Annotated in this window: 28 protein-coding genes; 10 read left to right on the forward strand and 18 right to left on the reverse strand. The window is 61.7% G+C overall.

Annotated features, from left to right (window positions below; genetic code table 11):
* Positions 1-3: 3 nt before the first annotated feature.
* The 3 genes from RWK44_RS30460 to RWK44_RS30470 form a co-directional block, all read right to left on the reverse strand.
* Complete coding sequence (locus tag RWK44_RS30460; protein ID WP_316029878.1) at positions 4-363, reverse strand: response regulator; 360 nt, start codon at positions 361-363, stop codon at positions 4-6.
* Between the two features lie 218 nt (positions 364-581).
* Entirely contained in the window at positions 582-1,124 is a 543-nt protein-coding gene (gene hpt, locus RWK44_RS30465) for a hypoxanthine phosphoribosyltransferase (RefSeq protein WP_003543314.1), read from the reverse strand.
* A 127-nt stretch (positions 1,125-1,251) separates the two neighbouring features.
* Entirely contained in the window at positions 1,252-1,911 is a 660-nt protein-coding gene (locus RWK44_RS30470) for a hypothetical protein (protein WP_131663283.1), read from the reverse strand.
* A gap of 206 nt (positions 1,912-2,117) precedes the next feature.
* Between RWK44_RS30470 and ftsE the strand changes: the two genes are divergently transcribed.
* The 4 genes from ftsE (at position 2,118) to RWK44_RS30490 (ending at position 5,452) form a co-directional block, all read left to right on the forward strand.
* Entirely contained in the window at positions 2,118-2,777 is a 660-nt protein-coding gene (gene ftsE, locus RWK44_RS30475) for a cell division ATP-binding protein FtsE (protein WP_020051831.1), read from the forward strand.
* On the forward strand, positions 2,770-3,783 hold the full coding sequence (locus RWK44_RS30480; RefSeq protein ID WP_131663282.1) for a cell division protein FtsX: 1,014 nt from the start codon (positions 2,770-2,772) through the stop codon (positions 3,781-3,783). The genes ftsE and RWK44_RS30480 overlap by 8 nt, the downstream gene beginning before the upstream one ends.
* Positions 3,784-3,856: 73 nt before the next feature.
* Positions 3,857-4,567, forward strand: a complete 711-nt coding sequence (locus RWK44_RS30485) for a YdcF family protein (protein ID WP_131663281.1) — start codon at positions 3,857-3,859, stop codon at positions 4,565-4,567.
* A gap of 87 nt (positions 4,568-4,654) precedes the next feature.
* Positions 4,655-5,452, forward strand: a complete 798-nt coding sequence (locus tag RWK44_RS30490; RefSeq protein ID WP_131663280.1) for a lysophospholipid acyltransferase family protein — start codon at positions 4,655-4,657, stop codon at positions 5,450-5,452.
* A 2-nt stretch (positions 5,453-5,454) separates the two neighbouring features.
* Here RWK44_RS30490 and RWK44_RS30495 read toward each other — a convergent pair whose 3' ends face one another.
* Positions 5,455-5,985: a gamma-glutamylcyclotransferase gene (locus RWK44_RS30495; RefSeq protein ID WP_131663279.1), complete on the reverse strand. Its 531-nt coding sequence runs from the start codon at positions 5,983-5,985 to the stop codon at positions 5,455-5,457.
* A gap of 50 nt (positions 5,986-6,035) precedes the next feature.
* Between RWK44_RS30495 and RWK44_RS30500 the strand changes: the two genes are divergently transcribed.
* Positions 6,036-7,052 carry a DUF2125 domain-containing protein gene (locus tag RWK44_RS30500; RefSeq protein WP_131663278.1) on the forward strand — a complete coding sequence of 339 codons (1,017 nt, stop codon included), beginning with the start codon at positions 6,036-6,038 and terminating at the stop codon, positions 7,050-7,052.
* Between the two features lie 10 nt (positions 7,053-7,062).
* On the opposite strand, the gene RWK44_RS30505 is transcribed toward RWK44_RS30500, so the two are convergent.
* From RWK44_RS30505 to RWK44_RS30520, 4 genes are all read right to left on the reverse strand, one after another.
* Positions 7,063-7,482, reverse strand: a complete 420-nt coding sequence (locus RWK44_RS30505; RefSeq protein ID WP_131663277.1) for a GNAT family N-acetyltransferase — start codon at positions 7,480-7,482, stop codon at positions 7,063-7,065.
* A gap of 8 nt (positions 7,483-7,490) precedes the next feature.
* Complete coding sequence (locus RWK44_RS30510; protein WP_168284969.1) at positions 7,491-8,414, reverse strand: prephenate/arogenate dehydrogenase family protein; 924 nt, start codon at positions 8,412-8,414, stop codon at positions 7,491-7,493.
* Positions 8,411-9,508: a histidinol-phosphate transaminase gene (gene hisC / locus RWK44_RS30515; RefSeq protein WP_316029879.1), complete on the reverse strand. Its 1,098-nt coding sequence runs from the start codon at positions 9,506-9,508 to the stop codon at positions 8,411-8,413. Before hisC ends, RWK44_RS30510 begins: the two co-directional genes overlap by 4 nt.
* A gap of 223 nt (positions 9,509-9,731) precedes the next feature.
* Entirely contained in the window at positions 9,732-10,523 is a 792-nt protein-coding gene (locus RWK44_RS30520; RefSeq protein ID WP_131663274.1) for a class I SAM-dependent methyltransferase, read from the reverse strand.
* A gap of 53 nt (positions 10,524-10,576) precedes the next feature.
* On the opposite strand from RWK44_RS30520, the gene gloB reads away from it, so the two are divergent.
* Positions 10,577-11,347, forward strand: coding sequence for a hydroxyacylglutathione hydrolase (gene gloB, locus RWK44_RS30525; RefSeq protein ID WP_316029880.1), 771 nt, complete (start codon positions 10,577-10,579; stop codon positions 11,345-11,347).
* A complete protein-coding gene (locus RWK44_RS30530; RefSeq protein ID WP_131663272.1) occupies positions 11,347-11,769 on the forward strand; it encodes a cupin domain-containing protein in 423 nt (140 codons plus the stop codon). Before gloB ends, RWK44_RS30530 begins: the two co-directional genes overlap by 1 nt.
* 3 nt (positions 11,770-11,772) lie before the next feature.
* On the opposite strand, the gene yddG is transcribed toward RWK44_RS30530, so the two are convergent.
* Positions 11,773-12,663, reverse strand: coding sequence for an aromatic amino acid exporter YddG (gene yddG, locus RWK44_RS30535; protein WP_131663271.1), 891 nt, complete (start codon positions 12,661-12,663; stop codon positions 11,773-11,775).
* A 30-nt stretch (positions 12,664-12,693) separates the two neighbouring features.
* The gene (locus tag RWK44_RS30540) at positions 12,694-13,476 is read right to left on the reverse strand and encodes a DUF3108 domain-containing protein (protein WP_020051844.1); all 783 of its coding nucleotides are present in this window, start codon (positions 13,474-13,476) and stop codon (positions 12,694-12,696) included.
* A gap of 242 nt (positions 13,477-13,718) precedes the next feature.
* Between RWK44_RS30540 and rpmB the strand changes: the two genes are divergently transcribed.
* Complete coding sequence (gene rpmB, locus RWK44_RS30545; RefSeq protein WP_027666808.1) at positions 13,719-14,018, forward strand: 50S ribosomal protein L28; 300 nt, start codon at positions 13,719-13,721, stop codon at positions 14,016-14,018.
* Positions 14,019-14,130: 112 nt separating this feature from the next.
* Positions 14,131-14,766, forward strand: coding sequence for a VUT family protein (locus RWK44_RS30550; RefSeq protein ID WP_077977777.1), 636 nt, complete (start codon positions 14,131-14,133; stop codon positions 14,764-14,766).
* Positions 14,767-14,772: 6 nt separating this feature from the next.
* Here RWK44_RS30550 and RWK44_RS30555 read toward each other — a convergent pair whose 3' ends face one another.
* The 5 genes from RWK44_RS30555 to RWK44_RS30575 all read right to left on the reverse strand — a co-directional run bounded on the left by RWK44_RS30555 (position 14,773) and on the right by RWK44_RS30575 (position 20,349).
* Positions 14,773-15,339 carry an ATP-binding protein gene (locus RWK44_RS30555; protein WP_168284972.1) on the reverse strand — a complete coding sequence of 189 codons (567 nt, stop codon included), beginning with the start codon at positions 15,337-15,339 and terminating at the stop codon, positions 14,773-14,775.
* A gap of 130 nt (positions 15,340-15,469) precedes the next feature.
* On the reverse strand, positions 15,470-16,501 hold the full coding sequence (locus RWK44_RS30560; protein ID WP_221947884.1) for an esterase-like activity of phytase family protein: 1,032 nt from the start codon (positions 16,499-16,501) through the stop codon (positions 15,470-15,472).
* A 13-nt stretch (positions 16,502-16,514) separates the two neighbouring features.
* Positions 16,515-18,416, reverse strand: a complete 1,902-nt coding sequence (cobT, locus tag RWK44_RS30565) for a cobaltochelatase subunit CobT (RefSeq protein WP_003543344.1) — start codon at positions 18,414-18,416, stop codon at positions 16,515-16,517.
* A 12-nt stretch (positions 18,417-18,428) separates the two neighbouring features.
* Positions 18,429-19,421, reverse strand: coding sequence for a cobaltochelatase subunit CobS (gene cobS / locus RWK44_RS30570; RefSeq protein WP_003543345.1), 993 nt, complete (start codon positions 19,419-19,421; stop codon positions 18,429-18,431).
* A 310-nt stretch (positions 19,422-19,731) separates the two neighbouring features.
* On the reverse strand, positions 19,732-20,349 hold the full coding sequence (locus RWK44_RS30575; protein WP_011653732.1) for a J domain-containing protein: 618 nt from the start codon (positions 20,347-20,349) through the stop codon (positions 19,732-19,734).
* A 102-nt stretch (positions 20,350-20,451) separates the two neighbouring features.
* On the opposite strand from RWK44_RS30575, the gene RWK44_RS30580 reads away from it, so the two are divergent.
* Complete coding sequence (locus tag RWK44_RS30580) at positions 20,452-20,736, forward strand: BolA family protein (RefSeq protein WP_017962315.1); 285 nt, start codon at positions 20,452-20,454, stop codon at positions 20,734-20,736.
* A 48-nt stretch (positions 20,737-20,784) separates the two neighbouring features.
* On the opposite strand, the gene RWK44_RS30585 is transcribed toward RWK44_RS30580, so the two are convergent.
* The 3 genes from RWK44_RS30585 to RWK44_RS30595 are packed head-to-tail and all read right to left on the reverse strand — an operon-like array spanning position 20,785 to position 23,812.
* Positions 20,785-22,095 (reverse strand): HlyC/CorC family transporter, encoded by a 1,311-nt coding sequence (locus RWK44_RS30585; protein WP_222062710.1) that lies wholly within the window; start codon positions 22,093-22,095, stop codon positions 20,785-20,787.
* Positions 22,095-23,225, reverse strand: coding sequence for a 3-dehydroquinate synthase (aroB, locus tag RWK44_RS30590; protein ID WP_222062709.1), 1,131 nt, complete (start codon positions 23,223-23,225; stop codon positions 22,095-22,097). Before aroB ends, RWK44_RS30585 begins: the two co-directional genes overlap by 1 nt.
* Positions 23,222-23,812, reverse strand: a complete 591-nt coding sequence (locus RWK44_RS30595; protein ID WP_020051853.1) for a shikimate kinase — start codon at positions 23,810-23,812, stop codon at positions 23,222-23,224. The genes aroB and RWK44_RS30595 overlap by 4 nt, the downstream gene beginning before the upstream one ends.
* Between the last annotated feature and the right edge of the window lie 117 nt (positions 23,813-23,929).

Consider the following 23,929-nt stretch of genomic DNA (forward strand, 5'->3'; position numbering starts at 1 on the left):
GTTTTAAGAGACGAGCGCCCGGGCGACTGCCTTGCGGATATCGGGAAGCGCGAATGGCTTGGCGACGACGTCGATGATCTTTTCGGCAAGATCGCCGGCCCGTTCGCGCTGTTCGGCATAACCGGTCATTAGCAGGATCTTCAGACCCGGGAAGGCGTCTTTTGCCTGATGGGCGAGTTCAATGCCGTCCATTACGGGCATGCGGATATCTGAAAGCAGCAGATCGTAGACCCCGTCCTTGAGCTTCTCCAGGCCTTCAGCCCCGTCGGCAGCCTCGTCGGTCTCGTGGCCGTCAAGCCGCAGGGCCCGGGCTACGAAGGACCGCAGGGAGTCCTCGTCTTCCGTAATCAGAATTCTTGCCATATGTGCATCGCTCCGTATCAGCCCCGTGACGGAAATCACCAGACTTTCCTTTTCGATCGGTAAAGATGAGGAAGCGATGGACGAGATGGTTAACAACCCGTCTCGAAGGCATTACAGCGCCGCGCGTCTTTAAGACGCGCAAAGGACGCTGTAACACTTTTAATTGCTGCATAATTTTATCCTTAAATCGATTCCGATTTAAGGAATTATGCAGTAGCTCAGGCGTCCCCGGTCACCACGCCGACGAAGGGCAGTTCGCGAAAGGCATAGGCGACATCCATGCCGTAGCCGACGACAAAATAGTCAGGGCATTCGAAGCCGACATAATCAGCCTCCAGCTTTTCCTTGCGCTTGACGCGCTTGTCGAGCAACACGGCGATCGTGACGTTGCGCGCGCCACGTTCGAAGAGCAGCTCCTTGGCAAAGAGCAGCGTCCGGCCGGATTCGAGGATATCGTCGATCAGCAGGACGTCGCGGCCATGCACGTCACTGTCGATATCCTTGACGATGCGCACGCCTTGCGAAACCGTGCCGATGCCGTAACTCGACAGCGTGATGAACTCGACCTCCGGGGCAAGCCCGCTATCATGCAGGGCGCGGATCAGATCGGCGGCGAAGATGAAGGAGCCCTTGAGCACGGCAATGACGAGCAGGTCCTTGGTCGGGCCGCTGGCGATCTCCCGCGCCATCGAATGATTGCGCTCGGCGATCTGCTCGGCGGTGAAGAGCGGCTCGATATTTTTTCCGCGCACGACAGGCATAAGGGCTTGCTCCATGAAAAGAAGGGTAAGCCGTTAGCACATATGCGAGCCTGAAACAGCCTCGCCGGCTATGAAATTAACGGGATTGGCGCGACCTGTGGCGCGAAAGTCGGCATTCCATGTCCTGTTACGTCTGTGGCAGGAAGGAAAGCCGGACTTCCGGCATTTCTCCGCCGGCATGCTGGACGCGAGCCGAGAAGCCCCTGCTCTGGCCGCCATAGATCACGTCGGCGGGCGGGTTGATGACGATGCTTGCGGTCAGCCGCTCGTCGGTCACGAGATCGGCACGGATCGGATGCACCGTTTGCGTGGCGCCGCTCTCGTTTTCGATGATGCCGTTGATGACGAGCACGCGCATGCCGTTCGCATCACGCGGCGTCACCGTGACATGGGTGAAATGCAGCGATGCTCCGGAGGTGGCTCGCTCGCCGGAAAGGCCGGAAAAACCACCCGCAAGCCCGAAGACGAGCACGACGAGCGCCAGCACCAGCGCTGCGAAGCTCCGCATCGACGCGCGCTGCAGCCAGGATTCCACGGTGTGCAGAACGGAAGCAGCCATTGCCGGCATGAACGGCGGCGGTGCGGCGTTTGCGGCAGCCATACGCTTGCGGTTGTCGTTATAGGTCCTTGCATTGAATTCCCTGGGCCCAACTTTGCCGAGGGTGACGAATTCGGCGTCGGAGATATCGGCAGGACGCGCCGAGCGGTACCGACGGTTGGCAGGTTCCGGCGGCAGGAAATCATAGGCCTGGCCTGGCGTCCGGCGACTGAAGGAGGATGCTTCCATGGTGGCTGCCTCGCAGATGTCCACATGGTTTCGCCGCCAGGGGAAATCTTGGCATTGAAACGAATCCTGCTCAGTCGTAAATTTTAATGGTTAATGCTTCGCAAAGATCGCCATCAAACGGGCGTCTTTCCAGCAAAATTTACCGGCTGTTAACGGTGTTGGTTAACAAGTCGTGCGGTGAAACCCACAACAGACTGAGCTGCCCGTTGATCCACTTCGAGAATGTCGGTTTGCGCTATGGTATGGGCCCGGAAATCCTCCGGGACCTGACCTTCGACATTCCGAAGAAATCCTTTCAGTTCCTGACGGGTCCATCCGGCGCCGGCAAGACGTCGCTGCTGCGGATGCTTTTCATGTCGCTGCAGCCGACGCGCGGGTTGATCCGCATGTTCGGGCGCGACATTTCCGAAATCCCCCGGCCCGAACTGCCGCTGCTGCGCCGCCGCGTCGGCATCGTCTTCCAGGATTTCCGCCTCCTCGACCATCTCACCACCTATGAGAATGTCGCTTTGCCCTTACGGGTGCGTGGCAAGGATGAGAGCTCCTACAAGACCGACGTCCTGGAACTTTTGAAATGGGTCGGCCTCGGCGAACGCATCAACGTGCTGCCGCCCGTACTCTCCGGCGGCGAGAAGCAGCGCGCCGCAATCGCCCGGGCGCTGATGGATCGGCCGGAAGTGCTGCTGGCCGACGAACCCACAGGCAATGTCGACCCGCCGATGGCCAAGCGCCTGCTCAACCTTTTCCTTGAGCTGAACCGCCTCGGCACGGCGGTCGTGATCGCCACGCATGACTTGGCGCTGATGGAACAGGTGGAAGCCCGCCGCATGATCCTCTCAGGGGGGCATCTCGATATCTATGACTGAGCCTCCGTCCAGAAACCGCGAGAAGGCGCCGGCCAAGGCCCAGCAGAAGCGGCCGGAATTGCGCGTGCGCCCGACCGCGCCCATCCTGCCGCCTTCCAACATCCAGGGCAGTGCCTTGATGGTGGTGATATCGATCATGGCCTTCCTCGCCTGCCTGACGCTCGGCGGCGTCAGCATGGTGCGCTCGACGGCGGCCAGCTGGGAGAGCCAAATCTCCCGCGAGATCACAATCCAGATCAAGCCAGACGACAATCTTGACATGGAAAAGGCGCTGACCCAGGCGCGCGACTTGGCGCTGACCTTCGTCGGCACCAAGAGCGGCCAGATCGTCGACGAGGCGGCGACCGCTCGCCTGCTCGAACCCTGGCTCGGCCCCGGTCTCGATCTCAAGGATCTGCCCGTTCCCCGCCTCGTCATCATCACCATCGACGAGAGCAATCCGCCGGATTTCGGTTCGATGCGGGCGTTGCTGAAGGATAGTATCCCGCAGGCCACCCTCGACGATCACCGCACCTGGGTCGACCGGTTGGTGTCCATGGCGCACACGACTGTCATGATCGGCACCGGCATCCTGCTCCTGGTTTTCACGGCGATGGTGCTGACCGTCGTCTTCGCTACGCGCGGCGCGCTGTCGGGCAATCGTCACGTCGTCGAAGTGCTGCATTTCGTCGGCGCCGAAAGCTCCTTCGTCGCCACCGAATTCCAGAAACATTTCCTGAAGATCAGCCTCAAGGGCTCGGCGATCGGCAGCGCGCTTGCCGCGCTCTTCTTCGCCACCGCCGGTTTCTGGCAGAGCCGCACCCTCGCCACCCCGGAGACCGACCAGGCGACCGCGCTTTTCGGCACCTTTTCCGTCGGCGTGCTCGGTTATGCCGGCATCTTCGCGACGATGATCGTCATCGCACTCCTGACCACCTTCACCGCGCGGCTGACCGTCATGCGGACGATCTACGAAATCGATACTCTACGCTCGGACCCGACACGCACCGACGGCATCGGAAGTTGATCGCGACCGTGCCGTTTTGCCATGAAAGCGTCTGTTCCGCGCCGCAATCAGCGTATAATCACGATTCATGACGATGGGACACACGACACCCAACCCGATTCATCAGGACCCGGAGCTTGATCGCCCGGCAGGTTTGCTGCCGCGGCGCGGGCCGATCCGCCGCCTGCTGCGCTGGGGCGGCTTTGCCTGCTTGCTGGCAATCGCCTTGGTGTTCGGGGGTTTTCTGCGTTTTGCCGATTCCGTGACGACGCTGAAGCCCCCGGCCGAACCGAAGGCGGATGCCATCGTGGTGCTGACGGGTGGTTACCAGCGCATCGACCAGGCCGTGGAGCTGCTGCAGCAGGGTGCCGGCAAGCGCTTGCTCATTTCCGGCGCCCACCCGACGACGACGCCGGCACAGATCCGCAAGATGACGCAGGGCCCGGCCGATCTCTTCTCCTGCTGTGTCGATATCGGCTACGATGCGATCGACACGATTGGCAATGCCGAGGAAGCTTCGAACTGGATTCACGCCAAGGGATACCGCAGCGTTCTGATCGTCACCAACAACTACCACATGCCGCGAAGCCTCGCCGAGCTCTCCTATGTCGATCCCGACATCGAGTTCATCGCTTATCCCGTGGTCAATTCGGATTTGAAGAGCCGCAACTGGTTCACCGACCCGAATGCGATGCGCGTCATGCTGGCCGAATATGTGAAGGTGCTGCTGACCGGCGCCCGCAACATCACCGGCTTCGGCCGCCACACCGGGCTGCGCTCGGCAGGCGTAGCCGCCTCAGACTGAGCTTTTACATCAGGGCAGCATCAAACGCTTTTTATGGCGGGCAATATCGTGTAGGCCGGTCGCGTGAGCATGCCTCGGGAAAGTTTCATGATCGCCCTGCGTTCCGTTCTCTTCAACACGATCTTCTACGCCAACCTCATCATCCGGATGATCGTGCTCTCGCCCTACTATTTCGTCGTGCCGCGCAAGATCGCCTATGCGATTCCGAAGAACTGGGCGCGCTCCAACCACTGGCTGATGCGGGTGATCGTCGGCACCACCTTCGAGATCGAGGGCCTGGAGAACCTGCCTGACGGCAGTTACATCCTGGCGCCGAAGCATCAGTCCTTCTGGGATACCTACGCACTGCTGCCCTGGCTGAAGGATCCGGTTTACATCCTGAAGCGCGAGCTGATGTGGATTCCGCTCTTCGGCTGGTATGCGAAGAAACAGCGCATGATCCCGGTCGATCGCGGCGCCCGCGGCAAGGTGATGGTGGAAGTGCTGAAGCGCACGAAGGAAGAGCTTTCAACCGGCCGCCAGCTCATCATCTATCCCGAGGGCACCCGCCGTCCGCCGGGCGCAGAGCCGCTCTATAAATACGGCATCGCCCGCATGTACCGCGACCTTAACCTCCCCGTCGTGCCGATCGCCATGCATCCCGGCCTCTTCTGGCCTCGGCGGAGCATTCGTCGTTATCCCGGCCATTTCAAGGTGAAGATCCTGCCGCCGATCATGCCGGGAATGGATCCGGACGCCTTTTTCGCCCATCTGATCGAGGTATCGGAGCGGGCAAGCGACGAGCTTCTGCTCGAAACCGTCGCGCAAAATCCGCATCTGCCGCTCCCGCCGACGGCGGCCGACAGACTGGTCGAGTTGCGCAAGCGGAACACGGCAACTGGCTGAGATCAGGCGGCGCGCAGCCGCTCCACTTCGTTGACGACCTGCTCCAGCCAATGGTCGCGAATGCCCATCTGCTTCAGATGCATCAGCGTGTTGAAGACATAGGCGTCATTCGGGCCAGACTGGCCTTTTGCTTCGTTCACCACCCGTGCCGCCGCAAGCGCATCGAGTGCGCCGGCATATTGCTCATGCTCGCGGTCGATGATGTAGGCGACCGCTTCCACCCGGCGCCGGCCGGCAAGCTGCAGCCGCACTCGGCGCTCCAGGTAGACATTGGTGACCAGCTCGCGGGCGCGGAGATAATCGATCACCTCATCCCGTTTTTCGGGCGAAATGCGGAAAGCCATGCCGCGGCAGGCGCCACCCCTGTCGAGGCCGAGAACCAGGCCCGGATTGTCGCGGGTGCCGCGATGGACAAAGGAGCGGACGCAAAGTGATCGCCTGTAGCCGTAGACCAGGGCCTCTGCCCGCTCCGTGAACTCGAAGCCCGGATTCCACATCAGCGAACCGTAGCCAAATACCCAAAATTCGTCCATATCGCACGCCAGACCGGAATCACATTTGCGATTCACCATTGGAGAACATCATGGCAGCGTCAAGCCGATCCGGCAGCAGCCAATCAGGCAGCGGCAAGAAATTCTGGTTGCTGGGCGGAGGTATCCTCCTGGCGATCGCGATTTATACCGGCGGCTGGTTCTATGCGGCGTCGGCATTGAAGACCACGGTGCTGAAAGCGATCGCGCCGCGCGATCAGGCAGGCGTCAGCGGCGAATGCTCCGATATCGAATTCCGCGGCTATCCTTTCCGTATCGGCCTGTTCTGCTCCAAGATCGATGTTGACGACAATGTCAACGGCGTCTCCGCCACCTTCGGCGCGCTGCGCTCGGCAGCACAGGTCTATGCGCCCGGCGATATCGTCTGGGAACTGGATTCGCCGGCCGAAATCCGCACCAGCAACGGCCTTTCGATCTCGGCCCAATGGACGAACCTGCAGGCAAGGCTTGCGACCAGGCTGCAGGGCGTCGACCACAGCTCGACCGTCATCGAAGGTCTGAAGGCGATGGCCGTCTCCTCCTACACCGGCCAGACCATGAGCTTCGATGCGGCTCGCACTGAAATCCATCTGCGCCAGAACGGCGCCGATCTCGACGGTGCGATCTCCGTGCAGAACGCCAACGCAGCGATCAAGGACTGGCCGCAGATCTTTCCGAAACTGTCGGCGAGCATCGATCTGACCGTCGTTGGCAAGGCCGGTCTGATCGACGGCAGCGACCGGAACGGCCTGAATGGTGCCACCGGCGACCTGCGCCGCATCGTCGCCGACATCGGCGACGGCAAGGTGATGACGCTCACCGGACCCTTCTCTTTCGACGAACAGGGCTTCCTCTCGGGAAAATTCAAGCTGGAAATCGAACAGCTCGGCCCCTGGGGGGACAGCCTGAAACAGGCCTTTCCGGATATCGCCTCGACCGTCAACACGGCGACGAAGCTCTTGAAGGCGCTTGCCGGCGGCGGCGACAAGGTCTCCGTCGATCTCGTCGTCGATCGCGGCAATGCCACCGTCAGCGGTTTTATCCCGCTCGGCCGGATTCCGCCGATCTGAATATCTCGCCTCAGGCTATCTGCTTGATGAAAAAGACTTCCGGCACCGCTTGCAGGCCGGGCAGCTCGATCGCGCCGGTTTCGAAAAATCCGTTGCGGCGATGCCAGTCCTGAGGCCGGCTTTCGTCGCATTCGCTCGACGTCATCAGCAGACGGGCGCCGTCGCCGCGCATGGCGTCTTCCCAGGCGAGAAACAGCGCCGTTCCAACGCCCGACCGGCGGTGGCCGGGCAGGACGCGGATCATTTCCATATAGGGAACCCTGCCCCAGAAGCGGGAGAAGCGCAGGAAGCCGACGATCTCGCCGGCCTCTCTGGCAACCAGATATTCTCCAAGTGCGACGCAGCGCGATACCCATGCCTCACCGGCGCTGCCATCCTCGCGCACCAGCCAGTCGATATCCGCCTGGCTCGCGTTTGCCACCTCCACCATCGCGGTGGCTACTTCTTGTCCAGCGCGTGCCGGCCGAAATCCGGCGCGTCGACATCCTGGCCGGCCTGGACGATCGAACGGCGGATGGCGCGTGTGCGGGTGAAGAGTTCAAAAATCTTGTCACCCTCGCCCCAGCGGATGGCGCGCTGCAGATAGGCGAGATCCTCCGAGAAACGCGCCAGCATTTCGAGGATCGCATCGCGATTATGCAGGCAGACGTCGCGCCACATCGTCGGGTCGGACGCAGCAAGGCGGGTGAAATCGCGAAAGCCCGAGGCGGAATATTTGATGACTTCCGACTCCGTCACCGTCTCCAGATCGTCAGCCGTACCGACGATATTGTAGGCGATGATATGCGGCAGGTGCGAGACGATGGCGAGCACCTTGTCGTGATGCTCGGCATCCATCTCGTCGACCTTCGAGCCCAGCGCTTCCCAGAAGCTGCGCAGCCGCTTCAGCGCCGCCTCGTCGGTACCGGCGACCGGCGTGAAGATGCACCAGCGGCCCTCGAAGAGGCCAGGGAAACCGGCATCCGGGCCGGATTTTTCGGTGCCGGCCAGCGGATGGCCGGGGATGAAATGCACATTATCAGGCATATGCGGCTGCATCTGCGCGATGACCGAGGCCTTTGTCGAACCGACGTCGGTAACGATCGCCCCGGGCTTCAGGCTTGCCGAGATCTCCTTCGCCACACTTTCCGAAGCGCCGACCGGCACCGAGACGATCACCAGATCGGCATCCCTGGCGGCATCCTGCGACGACGTCGTATAGCGGTCGCCGAGCCCGAGTTCTTCGGCGCGCTTCAGCGTATCGGCGCTGCGTGTGGCGACGACGATCTCCCTTGCAAGACCAAGCCGCCTGATGTCATAGGCGAGCGAAGAGCCGATCAGGCCGATGCCGATCAGCGCGATCCGATCGAACTGCACGCTCATGCCTGATGTCCCATGAATTCGGTGAGCGCGGCAATGACGCCGCGGTTGGCCTCTTCGGGACCGATGCTCATGCGCAGCGCGTTGGCGAAGCCATAGCCGCGCACGGCGCGCAGGATGTAACCGCGGCTCGTCAGGAATTCATCGGCATTCGCGGCGCGCTTGCCGTCGATCTCGGGGAAATGGATGAGGACGAAATTGGCAACCGACGGCGTCACCTTCAGGCCGATCGCTTCGAACGCCTGCGTGAGTCTCTCGACCCACATCTGGTTGAAGGAGACGGCCTGCTGGATGAAGGCCTGGTCGCGGATGGCCGCGGCCCCGGCGGCAATTGCCGGTGCGTTCAAGTTGAACGGCGCGCGCACGCGGTTTAGCCCGTCGACAATCTCGGCCGGTGCATACATCCAGCCGACTCGCAGCGCCGCAAGGCCGTAGGCCTTCGAGAAGGTGCGGGTCATCACCACGTTGGCATTGGAGGACACGACCTCGATGCCGGCTTCATAATCATTGCGGCGCACATATTCTGCATAGGCGGCATCGAGCACGAGGACGACATGTTTCGGCAGTCCGGCCTGCAGGCGGCGGATCTCGCTGACGGAAACATAGGTGCCGGTGGGATTGCCGGGATTGGCGATGAAGACGATCTTCGTCTTCTCCGTCACCGCGGCAAGGATCGCATCGACATCGACGGTATAATCTTTCTCCTTGACGACGACGGGCGTAGCGCCTGCGCCCAGGATCTGGATCTTGTAGACGAGGAAGCCGTGCTCGGTGATGATGCCCTCGTCGCCGGCGCCGAGATAGACATGGCAGAGCAGGCCGAGCAGTTCGTCGGAACCGTTGCCGCAGAGGATGTTTGCCGGATTGAGGCCGTGCACAGCGGCGATCGCCTCGCGCAGTTCGATCGCCTGCCCGTCAGGATAACGCCCCAGATTGTCGGCAACCGCCTTGAAGGCCTCGATTGCCCTCGGGCTGGCGCCGAGCGGGGTTTCGTTGGACGACAGCTTGTAGACGCGGGCGACGCCCGGTGCATGTTCCTTGCCCGGCACATAGGCTGCGATATCGAGAATACCGGGACGCGGAACGGGCTTGCTCATCTCAACGCTCATGGGTTCGACCTTGGAATTGCCGGAAATCCGGGCTGAAAAACACCAAGTGGCATTAAAGCGGAATGCGATTGTTGTCGAGAGCTATGGGCGTGACACAAGCAGTTGGAGACCGCCGGGAGCAGCGTCAGCTTCTACATAATTCCTTAAATCGGAATCGATTTAAGGATAAAATTATGCAGCATTCAAAGTGCTACAGCGTCCTTTGCGCGTCTTAAAAGACCCGCGGCGCTGTCGTGCGTGTGGTCGGCACGCCATGCGGTGCGAGAACCGGCACGAAAACGCGGCGCGAGGCCCGCGCCGCCACCGGCAGCCCCTGATAGAGGCGCTTCTGCGCTTCGACGATGATGACGCCCGAGAATGCCGGCCACAGCGTTCGGCCGATCCGCTCGAAGGCGCGGCGAAGGCGCAATATGGTCCTGAGCTTCGAGGGCGGGAAGAACAGCGCTTCAGCCGTCGCGCCCGGCGTAAAATTCGTCTCGCGCAGCAGATTTGTCAACTGACCGCGGGAATAGGGCCGGCCCGAACCGAAGGGCGTATGCTCCATGCGTGCCCAGACGCCGCGCCGGTTCGGCACGACGATGACCAACCGTCCGCCCGGCGCCAGCACCCGCCAGAGCTCCTTCAGCGTCTCACGCGGGCTTTCGGCGAATTCCAGCGAATGCACCATCAGCACCCGGTCGATCGAGGAGTCCGGCAGCGGCAGCTCCTCGTCGAAAATCAGCGCCGTCGTCGAGAGCAAGCCCATCGGCCAGTTCACCGCACCCTGCCCGGCCGGCATGAAAGCGAAGGTGCGTTCGGTATCGGCCTGGAAGCGGTCGAGGAAGGGCACGGCATAACCGAGGCCGACCAGACGCTCTTGCGGCAGCCGCACCCAGAGCGAGGACAGCGCCATGGCGATCGACTGCTCGGCAAGACGTCCGAGCTCGGAGTGATAGAACTGGCGTAAGTCGACGATATCGGCGTGCATTGCGACAAATGTTATCAGCGGGCGGTTGGACTTCAAGGCCGGAACCTCTACATTTCCGCGAGACTCCTGGGATAAGGGATTATTGAACGATGAAACCTTTGGAATTAGACGTTTTTCTCTGCCGCACCGACAATTTCGGCGTTCTCGTGCACGATCCGGAGACAGGCTTTACCGCGGCGATCGATGCACCGGAGGAGGCGCCGATCCTGGAAGCGGCGACACGTCGCGGCTGGAAAATCACCCATATCTTCACCACTCATCATCACACCGACCATGTCACCGCCAACCTGGCACTGAAGGAGCAGTTCGGCTGCGAGATCATCGGCCCGATCAACGAGGCCGTCGCCATTCCTGGCCTCGATCGGGCGATGGCCGATGGCGACAGCTTCCTTTTCGGCGATCACACGGTCAACGTGATCGAAACGCCCGGCCACACCGCCGGCCACATCTGCTATCACTTTGTCGACGAAAAGCTGCTGTTTGCCGCTGACACGCTGTTTGCGCTCGGCTGCGGCCGGCTGTTCGAACGCCCGGCCGCCGATATGTGGCATTCCCTCCAGAAACTCGCCGTGTTGCCCGATGAGACCGCCGTCTATTTCGGCCATGAATACACATTGTCCAATGCCCGCTTCGCGCTGACCGTGGACCCCGACAATGAGCGCCTCAAAAGCCGTGTCGCCGAGATCGAGGCCTTGCGCGCCGACGGCAAATTCACCATCCCGACGACATTGGGGCTGGAAAAGGAAACCAACCCGTTCCTGCGCGCCGCCGACCCGGCGATCCGCCGCAATCTGGTGATGGAAGGCAAGACCAACGAGGAAGTCTTTGCGGAAATCCGCAAACGCAAGGACCATTTCTGATGTCGCCCGAGAACATCATCCGCGAACTCGGCCTGCAGCCGCATCCCGAAGGTGGCTGGTACGTGCAGACATTCCGCGATACGGCGGGCGGAGAACGCGGCCATTCGACAGCGATCTATTATCTGCTGACCAGGGGACAGCGCTCGCACTGGCATCGTGTCCATGACGCGGCAGAGGTCTGGCACTATTATGCCGGCGCGCCGCTCTCGCTGCACCGCTCGGAAGACGGAACGGCGAGCGAGACCCTGACGCTTGGAACGAATCTTTCTGCCGGCGAGCGGCCGCAGGCAATCATTCCCGCCAATTGGTGGCAATCGGCCGAAACCCTTGGCGATTTCACCCTGGTCGGCTGCACCGTCTCGCCCGGCTTCGAATTTTCAAGCTTCGAGATGGCGCTACCCGATTGGAAGCCCGGCGGTTGAGGCCTACTCCGCCGCAGCAGGCTGCGCCTGGCTCTTGCGACGGAACATGTCCTGTGCGGCGAGCACTGCCCCGCCGGTGACGAGCAGGCAGGCAAGGGCGATGCGCCAGTTCGGCTCGGCAAATCCGAACAGCACCAGAATAAGCGTCGAAAGCAGAGGTGCGGCATAACTTGCCGCGCCGAGAATCTGGATATCGCCGTTCTTGACGCCGTAGTCCCACGCGTAGAAGGCAGCACCGACCGGAAAGAGCCCGAGCCCGGCGACGGCGACCCATTCGAAAACCGTTGCCGGCCAGACGGTCGTCTCCAGGCCGAGATGGCAGAAGAACGACAGGATGGAGGTCGCAAGGCAGAAGCCGGTGACGACATCCGTGGAGACGGCGTCGAAACGCCGCGTCAGCAGCGAATAGCCGGACCATGTGAAGGCGCAGAGAAAGGCAGCGCCGTAGCCGACGGCATAGGCGCCGTCGAAATCGATGCCGTTGCGGCTAACGATCAGGAAAGTGCCGCAAAGCCCGGCAAGCGCACCTGCCACATGATACCAGCGCAGCCGTTCGCCCGGCAGCAGCGCCGAACCGACGACGATCAGCAGTGGCCAGAGATAGGCGATCAGCCCCGCCTCCACTGCCGGCGCGTTCCGGAGCGCGGTAAAATAGAGGAAGTGATAACCGAACAGTCCTGAAATGCCCGTCATCCAGACCTTGGCCGGCTGCTTCAGCAGCGCCAGCCGCGCGGGATTGAGGGAGAGCACGACGAGGCCGGGAATGCTGCCGGTCGCAAAGCAGACTGCCGAAAGCTGGAACGGCGGCATCTTGCCGGAGGCGGCGGTGAACAACGCCAGGAACGACCACATCAGAATGGCCGTAAAACCGATCAACGTCGCGCGAAGCTTCACCTGTCCCCCTTCACGGAGACAGAAGCCCCGTCAGCTGTTGCTGCCGTATTTGACGGCAGTGATCGTCACCATTCCATACTCGGTTGGAATGCGCACATAGACAGGAGCGTATACATTTGCCGCGTCCGACTTGGCAAACCAGATTTCCATGCGGTTGCTCTTACTGAGATAGTCGATGTCCTTGCGGCCTTTCTTGTAGCCCGAGCGCGGCACGAAGCGCACGCTGCAGACGGTTGCCTTGCCCTTGAAGCCATTGGTGGAAAAATCCTCGTCGCCCTTCGGCGACAGCACCAGATCCATGCGCGTCTCGCCGTCGAAGATCGGCAGCGTCTGCGAGCAGACCTTGGTATCGCCGGTGAAGACCAGGCCGGAGATCGGGTCGAGCACCGAGCGCATGTCGCGCGGCGAGACGTCGATCCAGTTCTTCGGACGCTTCGGCATCGGTGTCGTCGTCGCCGAGATGATGTTGCCGTTGCGGTAGCTGACCTCGTAGACGCGGGCCTTCCTCTTGCCGCTCTTGTAGTAGAGCGAATACTTCAACGCCTGCAGCCTGTTCTTGCGCACGACGCCGGTGACGCTGGTCTTGGCCGAAATCGTCGTGACGAGATCGGCAAGACCGGCAGAATTGATGTCGCCAGCGATCTTGTAGCTGTGGTCGTCCTCGATCTGCGTCAGGAACGCGGCGCGCGCGATCGGCAGGCCGGCGAGCGCCACCCGGTATTCCGTCCGATGCTGGATTTCGGCCGCCGATGCCGGTATGGCAAGAAGTGCGGCGATGGCCAAAATGAAAATCCGTCTGCCCGAATGAGCCATGGAAAAAGCCTTGTCTTGCTGCGCGCTGGCAGGCCCTTGCTGAGCGCTCTATACTCCTGCCGCGAAGGGAAGAAAACAGCAGCTTTTTGACAGAATTGCGGGAAAGGCCAAGGTTTGGCTTGACGCGAGCAGCCTGTCTGACTATAGAACCGCAACTTTCCAATCATGCCCGTTGGATTGCGCGCCTGGCTTTGCCGGGAATGGCAATTCGATGGCCCGAGAAAAACAAGAATAGGTGTTCCATGTCCCGCGTGTGCGAATTGACCGGCAAGGCCGTCCTGACTGGTAACAATGTCAGCCATGCCAACAACAAGACCAAGCGCCGGTTCCTGCCGAACCTGTGCCAGGTAACGCTGATTTCCGACGCTCTCAACCAGCGTTATCGTCTTCGCGTTTCGGCTGCCGCTCTTCGCTCCGTCGAGCATCGTGGCGGCCTCGATGCCTTCCTGCTGAAGGCCAGCGAAAACGAACTGTCGATGCGCGCTCGCCTGCTGCGCCGTCAGATCGCCAAGAAGACCGCTGAAGCCGCTGCTGCTGCGTAAGCTTCTGCCCTTCTTTCATACGGCTTCAAAAGGCTTGAACGGATAATACCGGACAAGCCTTTTGCTTTGCCGGTTTGCTCCTCCAACTGGTGGCATCACCCAGGATAAAAAAATGCTGAAGACCCGCTATACCATTGCCTATGTCGCGCTGATGACGCTCGTCGTCGTTGCCTCCAACTTCCTCGTCCAGTTTCCGCTGAACGCCGAAGTCGCCGGCATCAACCTCGCGGACATCCTGACCTGGGGCGCTTTCTCCTATCCGATAGCCTTCCTCATCACCGATCTGACCAACCGCCAGTTCGGCCCGCAGGCAGCCCGCAAGGTCGTCTTTGCCGGCTTCGTCGTCGGCGTGACGCTCTCCTTCTTCACCTCCGTGCCGCGCATCGCCATCGCCTCCGGCTCGGCCTATCTCGCTGGCCAGCTGCTCGATATCGCCGTCTTCAACCGCCTCCGCCGCCAGGCCTGGTGGCGCGCGCCGCTGGTCGGCTCGCTGATCGGCTCGGCGCTCGATACGGTGATGTTCTTCTCGCTGTCCTTCGCCGCCTTTTTCATCTTCCTCGGCCCGAATGATCCCTTTGCGCTGGAAGCGGCCCCCATCCTCGGTGTCTTCGCCACCGAGGCTCCACGCTGGATTTCCTGGGCGATCGGCGATTTCGCTGTGAAGATGATCGTCGGCCTCGTCATGCTGCTGCCCTACGGCGCGCTGATGAACGTGCTGCGGCCGATGCGGGCTGCTCGCGCCAGCTAATTGAAGTTACGGACGCCGCCGGACCGCGCCGGCGGCGAGGGCCGGATGCAGCAGCACCTCTGCCGTCAGATCGTCGATACCTAGCGATGAATCGAGCCGCAGCACCGGCGCTGTCTGTGTTTCCAGCCATTGCTCATGTGCCGCAAGGCTGCGGCGTTCGGGACCGGCCGTATCGTAACTCGCCGCCCATTCCAGGAATTCCCCGCTTTTTACGGCCATGTCGCCGCCCGGCCCGATCCTGTTTCCATATCGGGCAATCTCCCGCGCGCGGATGCGCGCCATCCGCAGCTCCGCCTCGATCCTGAGGAATATGATCAGATGGTAAAGCGGCTCGAGCGGCCTTCCCCATTTCAGCGCCGATCCGGAGAGGATCCAGCCTTCGTGCCGCGCCACCTCATCAAGCAGCAACTCGATGCGCTCGTCGGCGTTCCTCGGCGTCGTGAACGGCGGATCGGTCGGTAACCAGAAGAAATCGTCGGTGTCGAGATGGGCGATATCGAGCTGTTCGGCAAGCGCACGGCCGAGTGATGTCGTGCCGGAACCGGACGCGCCCATGACATGAATATGCACCACGAACTTCCCTCCGAGGCTGTTTTCCCGATGTCACGGGGATAGCCGAGGCATATGACAACGCTCTAACATTTTGAATCTACGCATCGTGCTTTCCGAAAATCGATTCCGATTTTCGGGCCGATGGCTAGGATCAATTCCGCTTCCGGGAATTCGGCGCTGACCACGCCGCCTCTTCCGAAAGCCGGAATTCCAGCATCAGATTGCGCTGCAGGATCGAATGATTGTCGTCCGACACCAGAATGATATGGGTCGTGCCGTCGGCGGCCTGGAAAGCATCGAGCCCTTCCATATTGTCGATCTGCGAGTTGAAATTGCCCTCCAGCAGCAAGTCACCGTCAACGACGGCGCCGGGCCTGATGTCGGCGCCCTTGATGCGCCGAAGGCGCATGCCGATGCCTTCGGCCATGTTGAAGCGGCGCTCCAGCAGCAGCAGGTCGCCGTTCGGCAGGAAGGCACCGTCGGTGATGTCGAAGCTGCCGTCCCGCTTAACCGAGAAACGGCCTTTCAGCGGCCCGCTGAGAATGGCCGCCAGCCGGTTGCCGTCGCTGTCGAGACCCCGTTCGGAAACGACGACCACGCCGCCCCGTAGCGGGCTGGATGCCGGCGCCGCGGTGATCGTTTCGATGCCGCGGTTGTCGCTCAGCATTCTCCGCGGGATCAGGATCGGCAAAGTGGCGATCGCTCCCGAGCCGGCAAAGCCGGGATCGGGATAGACATCGACGCGATGAGCCTGCTCGAAGGAGACCAGGATCCGGTCGCCGTCGAGCGCCAGGCCCTCGGCATCCATATGTCCCTTGCCTTCGAAGCTGCGCCCAGCGCTGTTCTTCATCGGCGTGATCTCGACATCCGAAAGGCCGGAAAGCCTGCCCTTGACGTCGCGCTCGATGCCACCGGTCAACCACTGGCCGGTATCGAGCACGACGACGAAATGTTTTTGGTCCGGCCGGAAACGGATGGAGGAGAGCGAGCCGAACAGCGCTCTGCTGGAGACCATCTCCAGCCCGCCGAGAAATTCCAGCGATCCGAATTGCGTCTCCGAAGAGCCGATCCTAAAATCGGAGATTTGCCGGCTAATGACAGGCACGTCGTCGCCGGCCCATGACGAGGAAGCACCGGCTGCGATACAGAGCGCGATCGCACGACAGAGGCGCTTGACCGTCATTCTTCCCGCGATGTCAGCCGGCACGGCGTATCCGGCCGCCGCGCGGCTGGACGGATTGGTCCTCGAACAGTGAAGCAAGCTGCTCGGTCATCGCACCGGCAAGCTCGTCCGCATCGACGATGGTCACGGCACGGCGATAATAGCGCGTCACGTCGTGGCCGATGCCGATCGCCAGCAGTTCGACAGGCGAGCGCGTCTCGATCTGTTCGATGACGGCGCGCAGGTGCCGCTCGAGATAATTGCCCGGATTGACCGACAGCGTCGAATCGTCCACCGGCGCGCCGTCCGAGATCATCATCAGGATGCGGCGCTGCTCGCGGCGTGCGAGCAGGCGATTATGCGCCCAGATCAGCGCCTCGCCGTCGATATTTTCCTTGAGCAGCCCCTCGCGCATCATCAGCCCGAGATTGGCGCGCGCGCGCCGCCACGGCGCGTCGGCCGACTTGTAGATGATATGACGCAGGTCGTTGAGACGCCCTGGCGTCTGCGGCTTGCCGCCGGCAAGCCAGTTTTCACGCGCCTGCCCGCCCTTCCAGGCCTTGGTCGTAAAGCCCAGGATCTCGACCTTGACGCCGCAGCGCTCCAGCGTGCGGGCGAGAATGTCGGCGCAGGTGGCGGCAACCGTGATCGGCCGGCCGCGCATCGAGCCGGAATTGTCGATGAGCAGGGTAACGACGGTATCGCGGAACTGGGTGTCGCGCTCCATCTTGAAGGAGAGCGCCTGCATCGGATCGATGATGATACGCTGCAGCCGCGCCGGATCGAGATAACCCTCTTCCAGGTCGAAATCCCAGGAGCGGTTCTGCTGCGCCATTAGGCGGCGCTGCAGCCGGTTGGCGAGACGGCCGACTGCGCCTTGCAGATGCGCCAGCTGTTTGTCGAGGAAGGCGCGCAGGCGCTCCAGCTCGGCGGCGTCGCAAAGTTCCTCGGCGGTGATGATCTCGTCGAATTCTTCGGTGAAGACGTGATAGTCGACCTTTTCGTTGAAATCGGCGAAGGGCGTATTCGGCCGGCGGGTCTCGCCCGGCGTTTCCGAATCGTCCTCGCCTTCTTCCATCATGTCGTCGTCGGAAATTTCGGCGCCTTCGGTTTCGCCGTCCTCCATCTGCTCGTCGGCAACTTCACTGTCCTCGACGGGGGCGGCGTCGGTGCCGGCATCCTCGTCGACCTCGTCCTGGTCCTGTTCGTCGCCGCTCGACTGGTCTTCCTGCTCCGACTGGTCGTCATTGTCGGCGTCGCTGTCATCGTCGCCGTATTCCTCGGCCATTTCCATGGCCGACAGCATGTTGCGGATGACCTTGGCGAAGGCCTGCTGGTCGTTGATCGCGCTCGACAGATTGTCGAGCTCGGACCCTGCCTTGTCCTCGATAAAGTCGCGCCAAAGGTCGAGCACCTTGCCGGCGGAGGCCGGCGGGCGCTGGCCGGTCAGCTTCTCGCGCACCATCATCGCAACCGCTTCGCCGACCGGTGCGTCTTCCTGGCGCTCGATGCCGGTAAAATTCGCCTTCGAATATTTCTCATCCGTCATGGAGCGCAGGTTCGACGCCATGCCCTCCATGCGCAGCGCGCCGATCGATTCGACACGCGCCTGCTCGACCACATCGAAGATCGCCCGGGCATCCGAGCCCTGTGGCGCCATCGTCGCATGCACCTTCTCGTCATGGCAGGCGAGCCGCAGCGCCATCGAATCGCCGAGACCACGAGTGACCGCCAGCTCATGCGCTGTCGGCCGCTTGGAAAGTTCCGGCAGCCGAATGCGCTCGCCGGTCATCCCTGGCCGTTCATTGGCGAAGGTCACCTCGACGTCGCCGTCGCCGGCGATCGAGCGCACGCAGCCGGTTATCGCCCGGCGCAATGGCTCGACGTCGACAGGCGCGCCGGGTTTTGCTTTCGAATTGTCACCGCGAGCTGCCATGATCGGTCGGTCTCAAGCTCCGAGAACGATATTGGCGGCACTTTCCTTCAGCTCGACGCCGAAGGCCCGCTGATAGTGCTCGGCGACCAGCGGACGCTCCAGCTCGTCGCACTTGTTGAGGAATGTGACGCGGAAGGCGAAGGCGAGATCGCCGAAGATCTCGGCGTTTTCGGCCCAGGTGATGACCGTGCGCGGGCTCATCACGGTGGACAGATCACCGTTCATGAAGGCAGCGCGCGTCAGGTCGGCGACGCGCACCATCTTCGACACGGTCTCGCGGCCGCCCTTGTCCTTGCCGAAGCTCTTCACCTTGGCGGAAACGATATTCACTTCATGATCATGCGGCAGATAGTTCAGCGTGGTGACGATCGACCAGCGGTCCATCTGCGCCTGGTTGATCTGCTGCGTGCCGTGATAGAGGCCGGTCGTGTCACCGAGGCCGATCGTGTTCGCAGTCGCAAACAGACGGAAGGCCGGGTGCGGCCGAATGACGCGGCTCTGGTCGAGCAGCGTCAGGCGGCCGGAGGATTCGAGCACGCGCTGGATGACGAACATCACATCGGGACGGCCGGCGTCATATTCGTCGAAGACGAGCGCAACATTGTGCTGATAGGCCCAGGGCAGGATGCCGTCTTTGAATTCGGTGACCTGCAGCCCGTCCTTGACGACGATCGCATCCTTGCCGACGAGATCGATACGGCTGACATGGCTGTCGAGGTTGATGCGCACGCAAGGCCAGTTGAGCCGCGCCGCCACCTGCTCGATATGCGAGGACTTGCCCGTGCCGTGATAGCCGGAGATCATCACGCGGCGGTTATGGGCGAAGCCAGCGAGAATGGCGAGCGTCGTGTCGCGGTCGAACAGGTAGTCGGTATCGAGGTCCGGCACATAGGCGTCGCCCTTGCTGTAGGCGGGAACGCGGATGTCGGAATCGATGCCGAAGGCCTCGCGAACCGAAACGGTGGTATCGGGCAGTTCTGATATATCCAGGTCGATCTTGCTCATCATGTCTCCAAGGCGGGTGATGCCACCCGGCCATACTGTCTCAGGCCATGTCGCAACCCAGACGCCGCGTTTTTTATTCCGCGCCCGTCCAGGTCGGAACGTCGGCGATACTTCTCCGGGACTGAAACGAAACCTCGGCGGGATAATGACCGCGTGCGAGCATTCTTGAAAGAGTCCCGGACAAGAAACGCCGCGTCCGGAAGGTCGGCGGAGGCGATGTCGGGAAAACGCACAAATATGAGCCGCGTTTGCCTGCGGCCTCAGCCGATTGGGACCATACCCGATTGAAGCCCAAGAGCAAGGACGGGAATTAACAAAAACCGTTCTGCTTCAACAATTGATAGGCCTGGATGACCGCGCGGAAACGCTCCTCCGAGCCGCGGTCGCCGCCATTGGCATCCGGATGGTGTTTCTTCACCAGTTCCTTGTAGCGGCTCTTGATCTCCGCCGATGTCGCATTGGCATCGAGGCCCATCGTTTCGAAGGCCTTGGTCTCAAGCGATTTCAGCTTGCGCGCCTGGGGGAAACGCGGTCCGCTGCCCTTGCCGCCTTCCTTGACGAAGCCGAAGGGATCGCGAACGCGGGTATAGGCGCCGGAGCGGATCTCCGAATGCAGCGGACTGTCCTTGGCCGCCTTGTTGACGCCGACCGTCCATGTCGGCCGATGGCCGGTGATCGCCTCTTTCTGGTAACGCGCGATCTCGCCGTCCGAAAGACCGGAGAAATAATTGTAGCCCTTGTTGTATTCCTTGACGTGCTCGAAGCAGAACAAGAAGAACTGGCCTTCCGCATTGCGGCCGACGGGAGCGCGATGCGCCCCCTTCTTGTCGCAGCCGTCCCATTGACAGGTAGGCGGCGCCTGCTCTGTCTCCGGTTCGCGTTTGCGGCGTGTTCGGATGCGATCGAAATATTTGGAATCAAGTCTCATGACGGCGCTAATTATGAGGCTGTCGCGAAGCGACAACAAGAATTGACAAACGGGAATGTTGCAGGCTTGGTAGGAACCCTTTTCGCGAACCAGCAAGACCGGATGATGACCCTGCGAACCCGCATCGAAGAAAAACTTGTTAAAGCCTTCGCGCCCGAACGCCTGAGCGTCATCGACGAAAGCCATCTGCATGCCGGCCACCAGCCTGATATCACAGGCACCGGCGAAACCCATATGCGGGTGAGGATCGTTTCCGGAAAATTCGCCGGCATGTCGCGGCTGGCGCGCCACCGGGCGATCACCGACCTGTTGAAACCGGAGCTCGATGCCGGCCTGCATGCGCTGGCCGTTGAACCGGCTGCACCTGATGAACCGACCCGCTGGTAGCGGCACCGAAGCCTATATGGATATTCGCCGCCTAAAACCCAAGCCGAATTAGGCTGGCTTTGCGCCGTCTTCCCCGGCCGGGCGGATGCGCAGCTTGGTGATGCGGTTCTTCTCGCGCTTCATGACGACGAAACGCTTGCCGTAGAAGGTGAAGGCCTGGCGCTCTTCCGGGATGGTCATCGATTCGTGGATGACGAGGCCGGCGATCGTCGTCGCTTCCTCATCGGGCAGGTTCCAGTCGAGCGCCCGGTTCAGGTCGCGGATCGGCACGCCGCCGTCGACGACGACGGAACCGTCGGCTTCCTGACGCACGCCCTGTATCTCGATATCGTGCTCGTCGGAAATGTCACCGACGATTTCCTCGAGAATATCCTCCAGCGTGACGATGCCCTGCACCTCGCCATATTCGTCGACGACGACGGCGAAATGCTGCTTGCGCCGCAGGAAGGCGTTGAGCTGGTCCTCGAGGTTGGTGCTGTCGGGCACGAACCACGGCTTCTGCGCGATCTTCACGATATCGAGGTTCTGCGGCTCCATGTTCGGCTCGGCGAGCGCCCGCAGCAGATCCTTGGCGTGGACGACGCCGATGATATTGTCGATCGTACCGCGCCACAACGGCATGCGCGTATAGGGGCTTTCGAGGATGACGCGCACCACCGCTTCCGGCGCATCGTCGGCGTTGATCGCCCGCATCGCAGTGCGGTGGACCATGATGTCGGACAGTTCGAGCTCGCTGAGATCGAGCACGCCGCCGAGGCGGTCACGGTCGGCCTTCACCACCGATCCCTCGCGGTGCAGCAGATCGACGGCGCCGCGCAGCTCCTCATGCGCCGTCAGCATCGATATCTCGCGTGAGAGATTGATGCCGAACAGCGAAAGAATCTGCCGTACGATCGCATTGACGAAGGAGGAAACCGGGCCGACGACGGCAACGAACAGCCTGGCCGGCAACGCGATGGCGAGTGCGAAGCGCTCGGGCGCCGAAATCGCCCAGCTCTTCGGCAGCACTTCGGCGAAGATGACCAGGATGACAGTCATCGCGAGCGTCGCCAGCGCCACGCCGGAACTGCCGAACAGCCCGAGGAAGAGGCTGGTGGCGATCGAGGAGGACAGGATATTGGCGAGATTGTTGCCGATGAGCAGCGCGCCGATCAGCCGGTCGCGTCGCTCGATCAGCTGTCGGACGAGGCCGGCGCGTTCGTCGCCGTTGACTTCGAGCGTATGGACACGGCTGCGCGAAACGGCGGTGAGCGCGGTCTCGGAGCCGGAAAAGAAGGCGGACATGAGCACCAGCGCCGTGATCGAAAGGATCTCCGGCCAGTATGTCGAAAGAAATGCCAGAGCGCCTTCGACCGACATCAGGCGTGTTTTTCCCGGAGAAAGCTGATCACTTCGGACGCCGGAACGTCGTCGGCGACGAAGGACTGGCCGATGCCGCGCGTCAGGATGAAAGTGAGCTTGCCGCTCTTGACCTTCTTGTCCTGGGCGATCGCGTCCATCAGCGTTTCGGCTGGCGGCAGGTCGCCTGGAATGTCGGACATGCGGGTCGGCAGGCCGACCTCCTTCAGATGCCGCTCGACGCGCCGCGCATCGTCCGTGCTTGCAAGGTTCATCCGTGCGGAGAATTCGTGCGCCAGCACCATGCCGATCGAAACGCCCTCGCCATGCACCAGGCGAGAACTGTCATAGGCAGTCGCCGCTTCCAGCGCGTGGCCGAATGTATGGCCAAGATTGAGCAGCGCCCGCTGACCATTCTCACGCTCGTCGGCAACGACGACATCGGCCTTTGCCTGGCAGCTGGCGGCAATCGCCTCGATGCGCGCGGAGCCGCCGGTAAAAACCGCTTTCCAATTCGCTTCCAGCCAGGCAAAGAAATCCGGCTTGTCGATCAACCCGTATTTCGCGACCTCGGCGTAACCTGCGCGGAATTCACGCTCGCTCAGCGAATTCAGCACATCCGTATCGGCCAGAACCAGATCCGGCTGATGGAAGACGCCGATCAGATTCTTGCCATGGCGGGAATTGATGCCGGTCTTGCCGCCGATGGAGGAATCGACCTGAGACAGCAGCGAGGTCGGTACCTGCACGAAGCGCACGCCGCGACGGACGATGCCGGCCGCAAATCCGGAAAGATCGCCGATGACGCCGCCACCAAGCGCGATGACGTAATCATTGCGCTCGACGCGCGCCTCCAGCACCTTGTCGCAGGCCGTCATCAGATGTTCGAAGCTCTTGGTCTTCTCGCCGGACGGCAGGACGACCTCAGCCGAGGCGATACCTGCTTCATCCAGACTTGCGACAAGTGCTTTGAGATAGAGCGGCGCGACATTTTCATCGGTGACAACAGCCGCCTTGCGGCCCTTGAGGCGAGAGGCGATCTCGGCGCCGGCCCGCGCAATCAGCCCCGGCCCGATCAGGATGTCGTAGGCGCGCTCGCCGAGCGGCACATGCACCGTTCGGATGGCGGAGGCGGAGGTTATCGCATTCATGACGCTGCACTTTCCTTCTGAGCTTCGATCAAGGCCTTTAAGACTTCGTCGGCCATGATTTCCTTGCGGACGTCGCGCGAAAGCACGGTCAGATCGGCCTGCGCATAGATCGGATAACGCGCATTCATCAGGCCCTCGAGCGTCTGCTTCGGATTTTCGGTCTTGAGCAGCGGCCGCGTGTCGCGCTTGGAGACCCGGTCCCAGAGCACGTCGAGATCGGCCTTCAGCCAGACGGAAAGGCCGCCCTTCTTGATATGCTTGCGCGTCCGGTCGTTGATGAAGGCGCCGCCTCCGGTGGAGACGACGCGCGGCCCGCTCTTCAGCAGCCGCTTGATCACCCGCGCTTCCAACGCCCGGAACTCCTGCTCGCCATAGGCGGCGAAAAGTTCGGCGATCGTCATGCGCGACACCCGCTCGATCTCGAGGTCACTGTCGATGAAAGGAATGGCGAGCTGGCTGGCGACGATGCGCCCGACAGAGGATTTGCCGGCGCCCATCAGGCCGACAAGGATGAGATTGCGTGAACCGAGCGCGGCGCGAGCTCTGTCTTTCAAGCTTTCAGCAACGGTCAGCAGTTGTTCACTCATCGGTCCATTCACACTTTGTTTGCAAACGGTATCGACAAATGCAGATGGAGCGTCAAGTCGCAGGCAAGGGAATCATGGCTTGAATACCGCTTCTTGCACTTGCAGATAGGCTTCTTA

It is taken from the genome of Rhizobium sp. 25PS6 (assembly GCF_032464655.1).
Taxonomy (GTDB): Bacteria; Pseudomonadota; Alphaproteobacteria; order Rhizobiales; family Rhizobiaceae; genus Rhizobium; species Rhizobium laguerreae.

Excerpts from the sequence above, each read along its gene's own strand:
- aroB (WP_222062709.1), bottom strand. The coding sequence starts at position 23,225 with ATGAATGCGATAACCTCCGCCTCCGCCATCCGAACGGTGCATGTGCCG.
- RWK44_RS30500 (WP_131663278.1), top strand. The coding sequence starts at position 6,036 with ATGGCAGCGTCAAGCCGATCCGGCAGCAGCCAATCAGGCAGCGGCAAG.
- RWK44_RS30560 (WP_221947884.1), bottom strand. The coding sequence starts at position 16,501 with ATGACGGTCAAGCGCCTCTGTCGTGCGATCGCGCTCTGTATCGCAGCC.
- rpmB (WP_027666808.1), top strand. The coding sequence starts at position 13,719 with ATGTCCCGCGTGTGCGAATTGACCGGCAAGGCCGTCCTGACTGGTAAC.
- RWK44_RS30460 (WP_316029878.1), bottom strand. The coding sequence starts at position 363 with ATGGCAAGAATTCTGATTACGGAAGACGAGGACTCCCTGCGGTCCTTC.
- RWK44_RS30470 (WP_131663283.1), bottom strand. The coding sequence starts at position 1,911 with ATGGAAGCATCCTCCTTCAGTCGCCGGACGCCAGGCCAGGCCTATGAT.
- RWK44_RS30505 (WP_131663277.1), bottom strand. The coding sequence starts at position 7,482 with ATGGTGGAGGTGGCAAACGCGAGCCAGGCGGATATCGACTGGCTGGTG.
- RWK44_RS30495 (WP_131663279.1), bottom strand. The coding sequence starts at position 5,985 with ATGGACGAATTTTGGGTATTTGGCTACGGTTCGCTGATGTGGAATCCG.
- RWK44_RS30580 (WP_017962315.1), top strand. The coding sequence starts at position 20,452 with ATGATGACCCTGCGAACCCGCATCGAAGAAAAACTTGTTAAAGCCTTC.
- gloB (WP_316029880.1), top strand. The coding sequence starts at position 10,577 with ATGAAACCTTTGGAATTAGACGTTTTTCTCTGCCGCACCGACAATTTC.
- RWK44_RS30575 (WP_011653732.1), bottom strand. The coding sequence starts at position 20,349 with ATGAGACTTGATTCCAAATATTTCGATCGCATCCGAACACGCCGCAAA.
- RWK44_RS30595 (WP_020051853.1), bottom strand. The coding sequence starts at position 23,812 with ATGAGTGAACAACTGCTGACCGTTGCTGAAAGCTTGAAAGACAGAGCT.
- RWK44_RS30510 (WP_168284969.1), bottom strand. The coding sequence starts at position 8,414 with ATGAGCGTGCAGTTCGATCGGATCGCGCTGATCGGCATCGGCCTGATC.
- RWK44_RS30530 (WP_131663272.1), top strand. The coding sequence starts at position 11,347 with ATGTCGCCCGAGAACATCATCCGCGAACTCGGCCTGCAGCCGCATCCC.
- cobS (WP_003543345.1), bottom strand. The coding sequence starts at position 19,421 with ATGAGCAAGATCGACCTGGATATATCAGAACTGCCCGATACCACCGTT.
- RWK44_RS30485 (WP_131663281.1), top strand. The coding sequence starts at position 3,857 with ATGGGACACACGACACCCAACCCGATTCATCAGGACCCGGAGCTTGAT.
- hpt (WP_003543314.1), bottom strand. The coding sequence starts at position 1,124 with ATGCCTGTCGTGCGCGGAAAAAATATCGAGCCGCTCTTCACCGCCGAG.
- RWK44_RS30550 (WP_077977777.1), top strand. The coding sequence starts at position 14,131 with ATGCTGAAGACCCGCTATACCATTGCCTATGTCGCGCTGATGACGCTC.
- RWK44_RS30540 (WP_020051844.1), bottom strand. The coding sequence starts at position 13,476 with ATGGCTCATTCGGGCAGACGGATTTTCATTTTGGCCATCGCCGCACTT.
- RWK44_RS30480 (WP_131663282.1), top strand. The coding sequence starts at position 2,770 with ATGACTGAGCCTCCGTCCAGAAACCGCGAGAAGGCGCCGGCCAAGGCC.
- RWK44_RS30490 (WP_131663280.1), top strand. The coding sequence starts at position 4,655 with ATGATCGCCCTGCGTTCCGTTCTCTTCAACACGATCTTCTACGCCAAC.
- hisC (WP_316029879.1), bottom strand. The coding sequence starts at position 9,508 with ATGAGCAAGCCCGTTCCGCGTCCCGGTATTCTCGATATCGCAGCCTAT.
- RWK44_RS30585 (WP_222062710.1), bottom strand. The coding sequence starts at position 22,095 with ATGTCGGTCGAAGGCGCTCTGGCATTTCTTTCGACATACTGGCCGGAG.
- cobT (WP_003543344.1), bottom strand. The coding sequence starts at position 18,416 with ATGGCAGCTCGCGGTGACAATTCGAAAGCAAAACCCGGCGCGCCTGTC.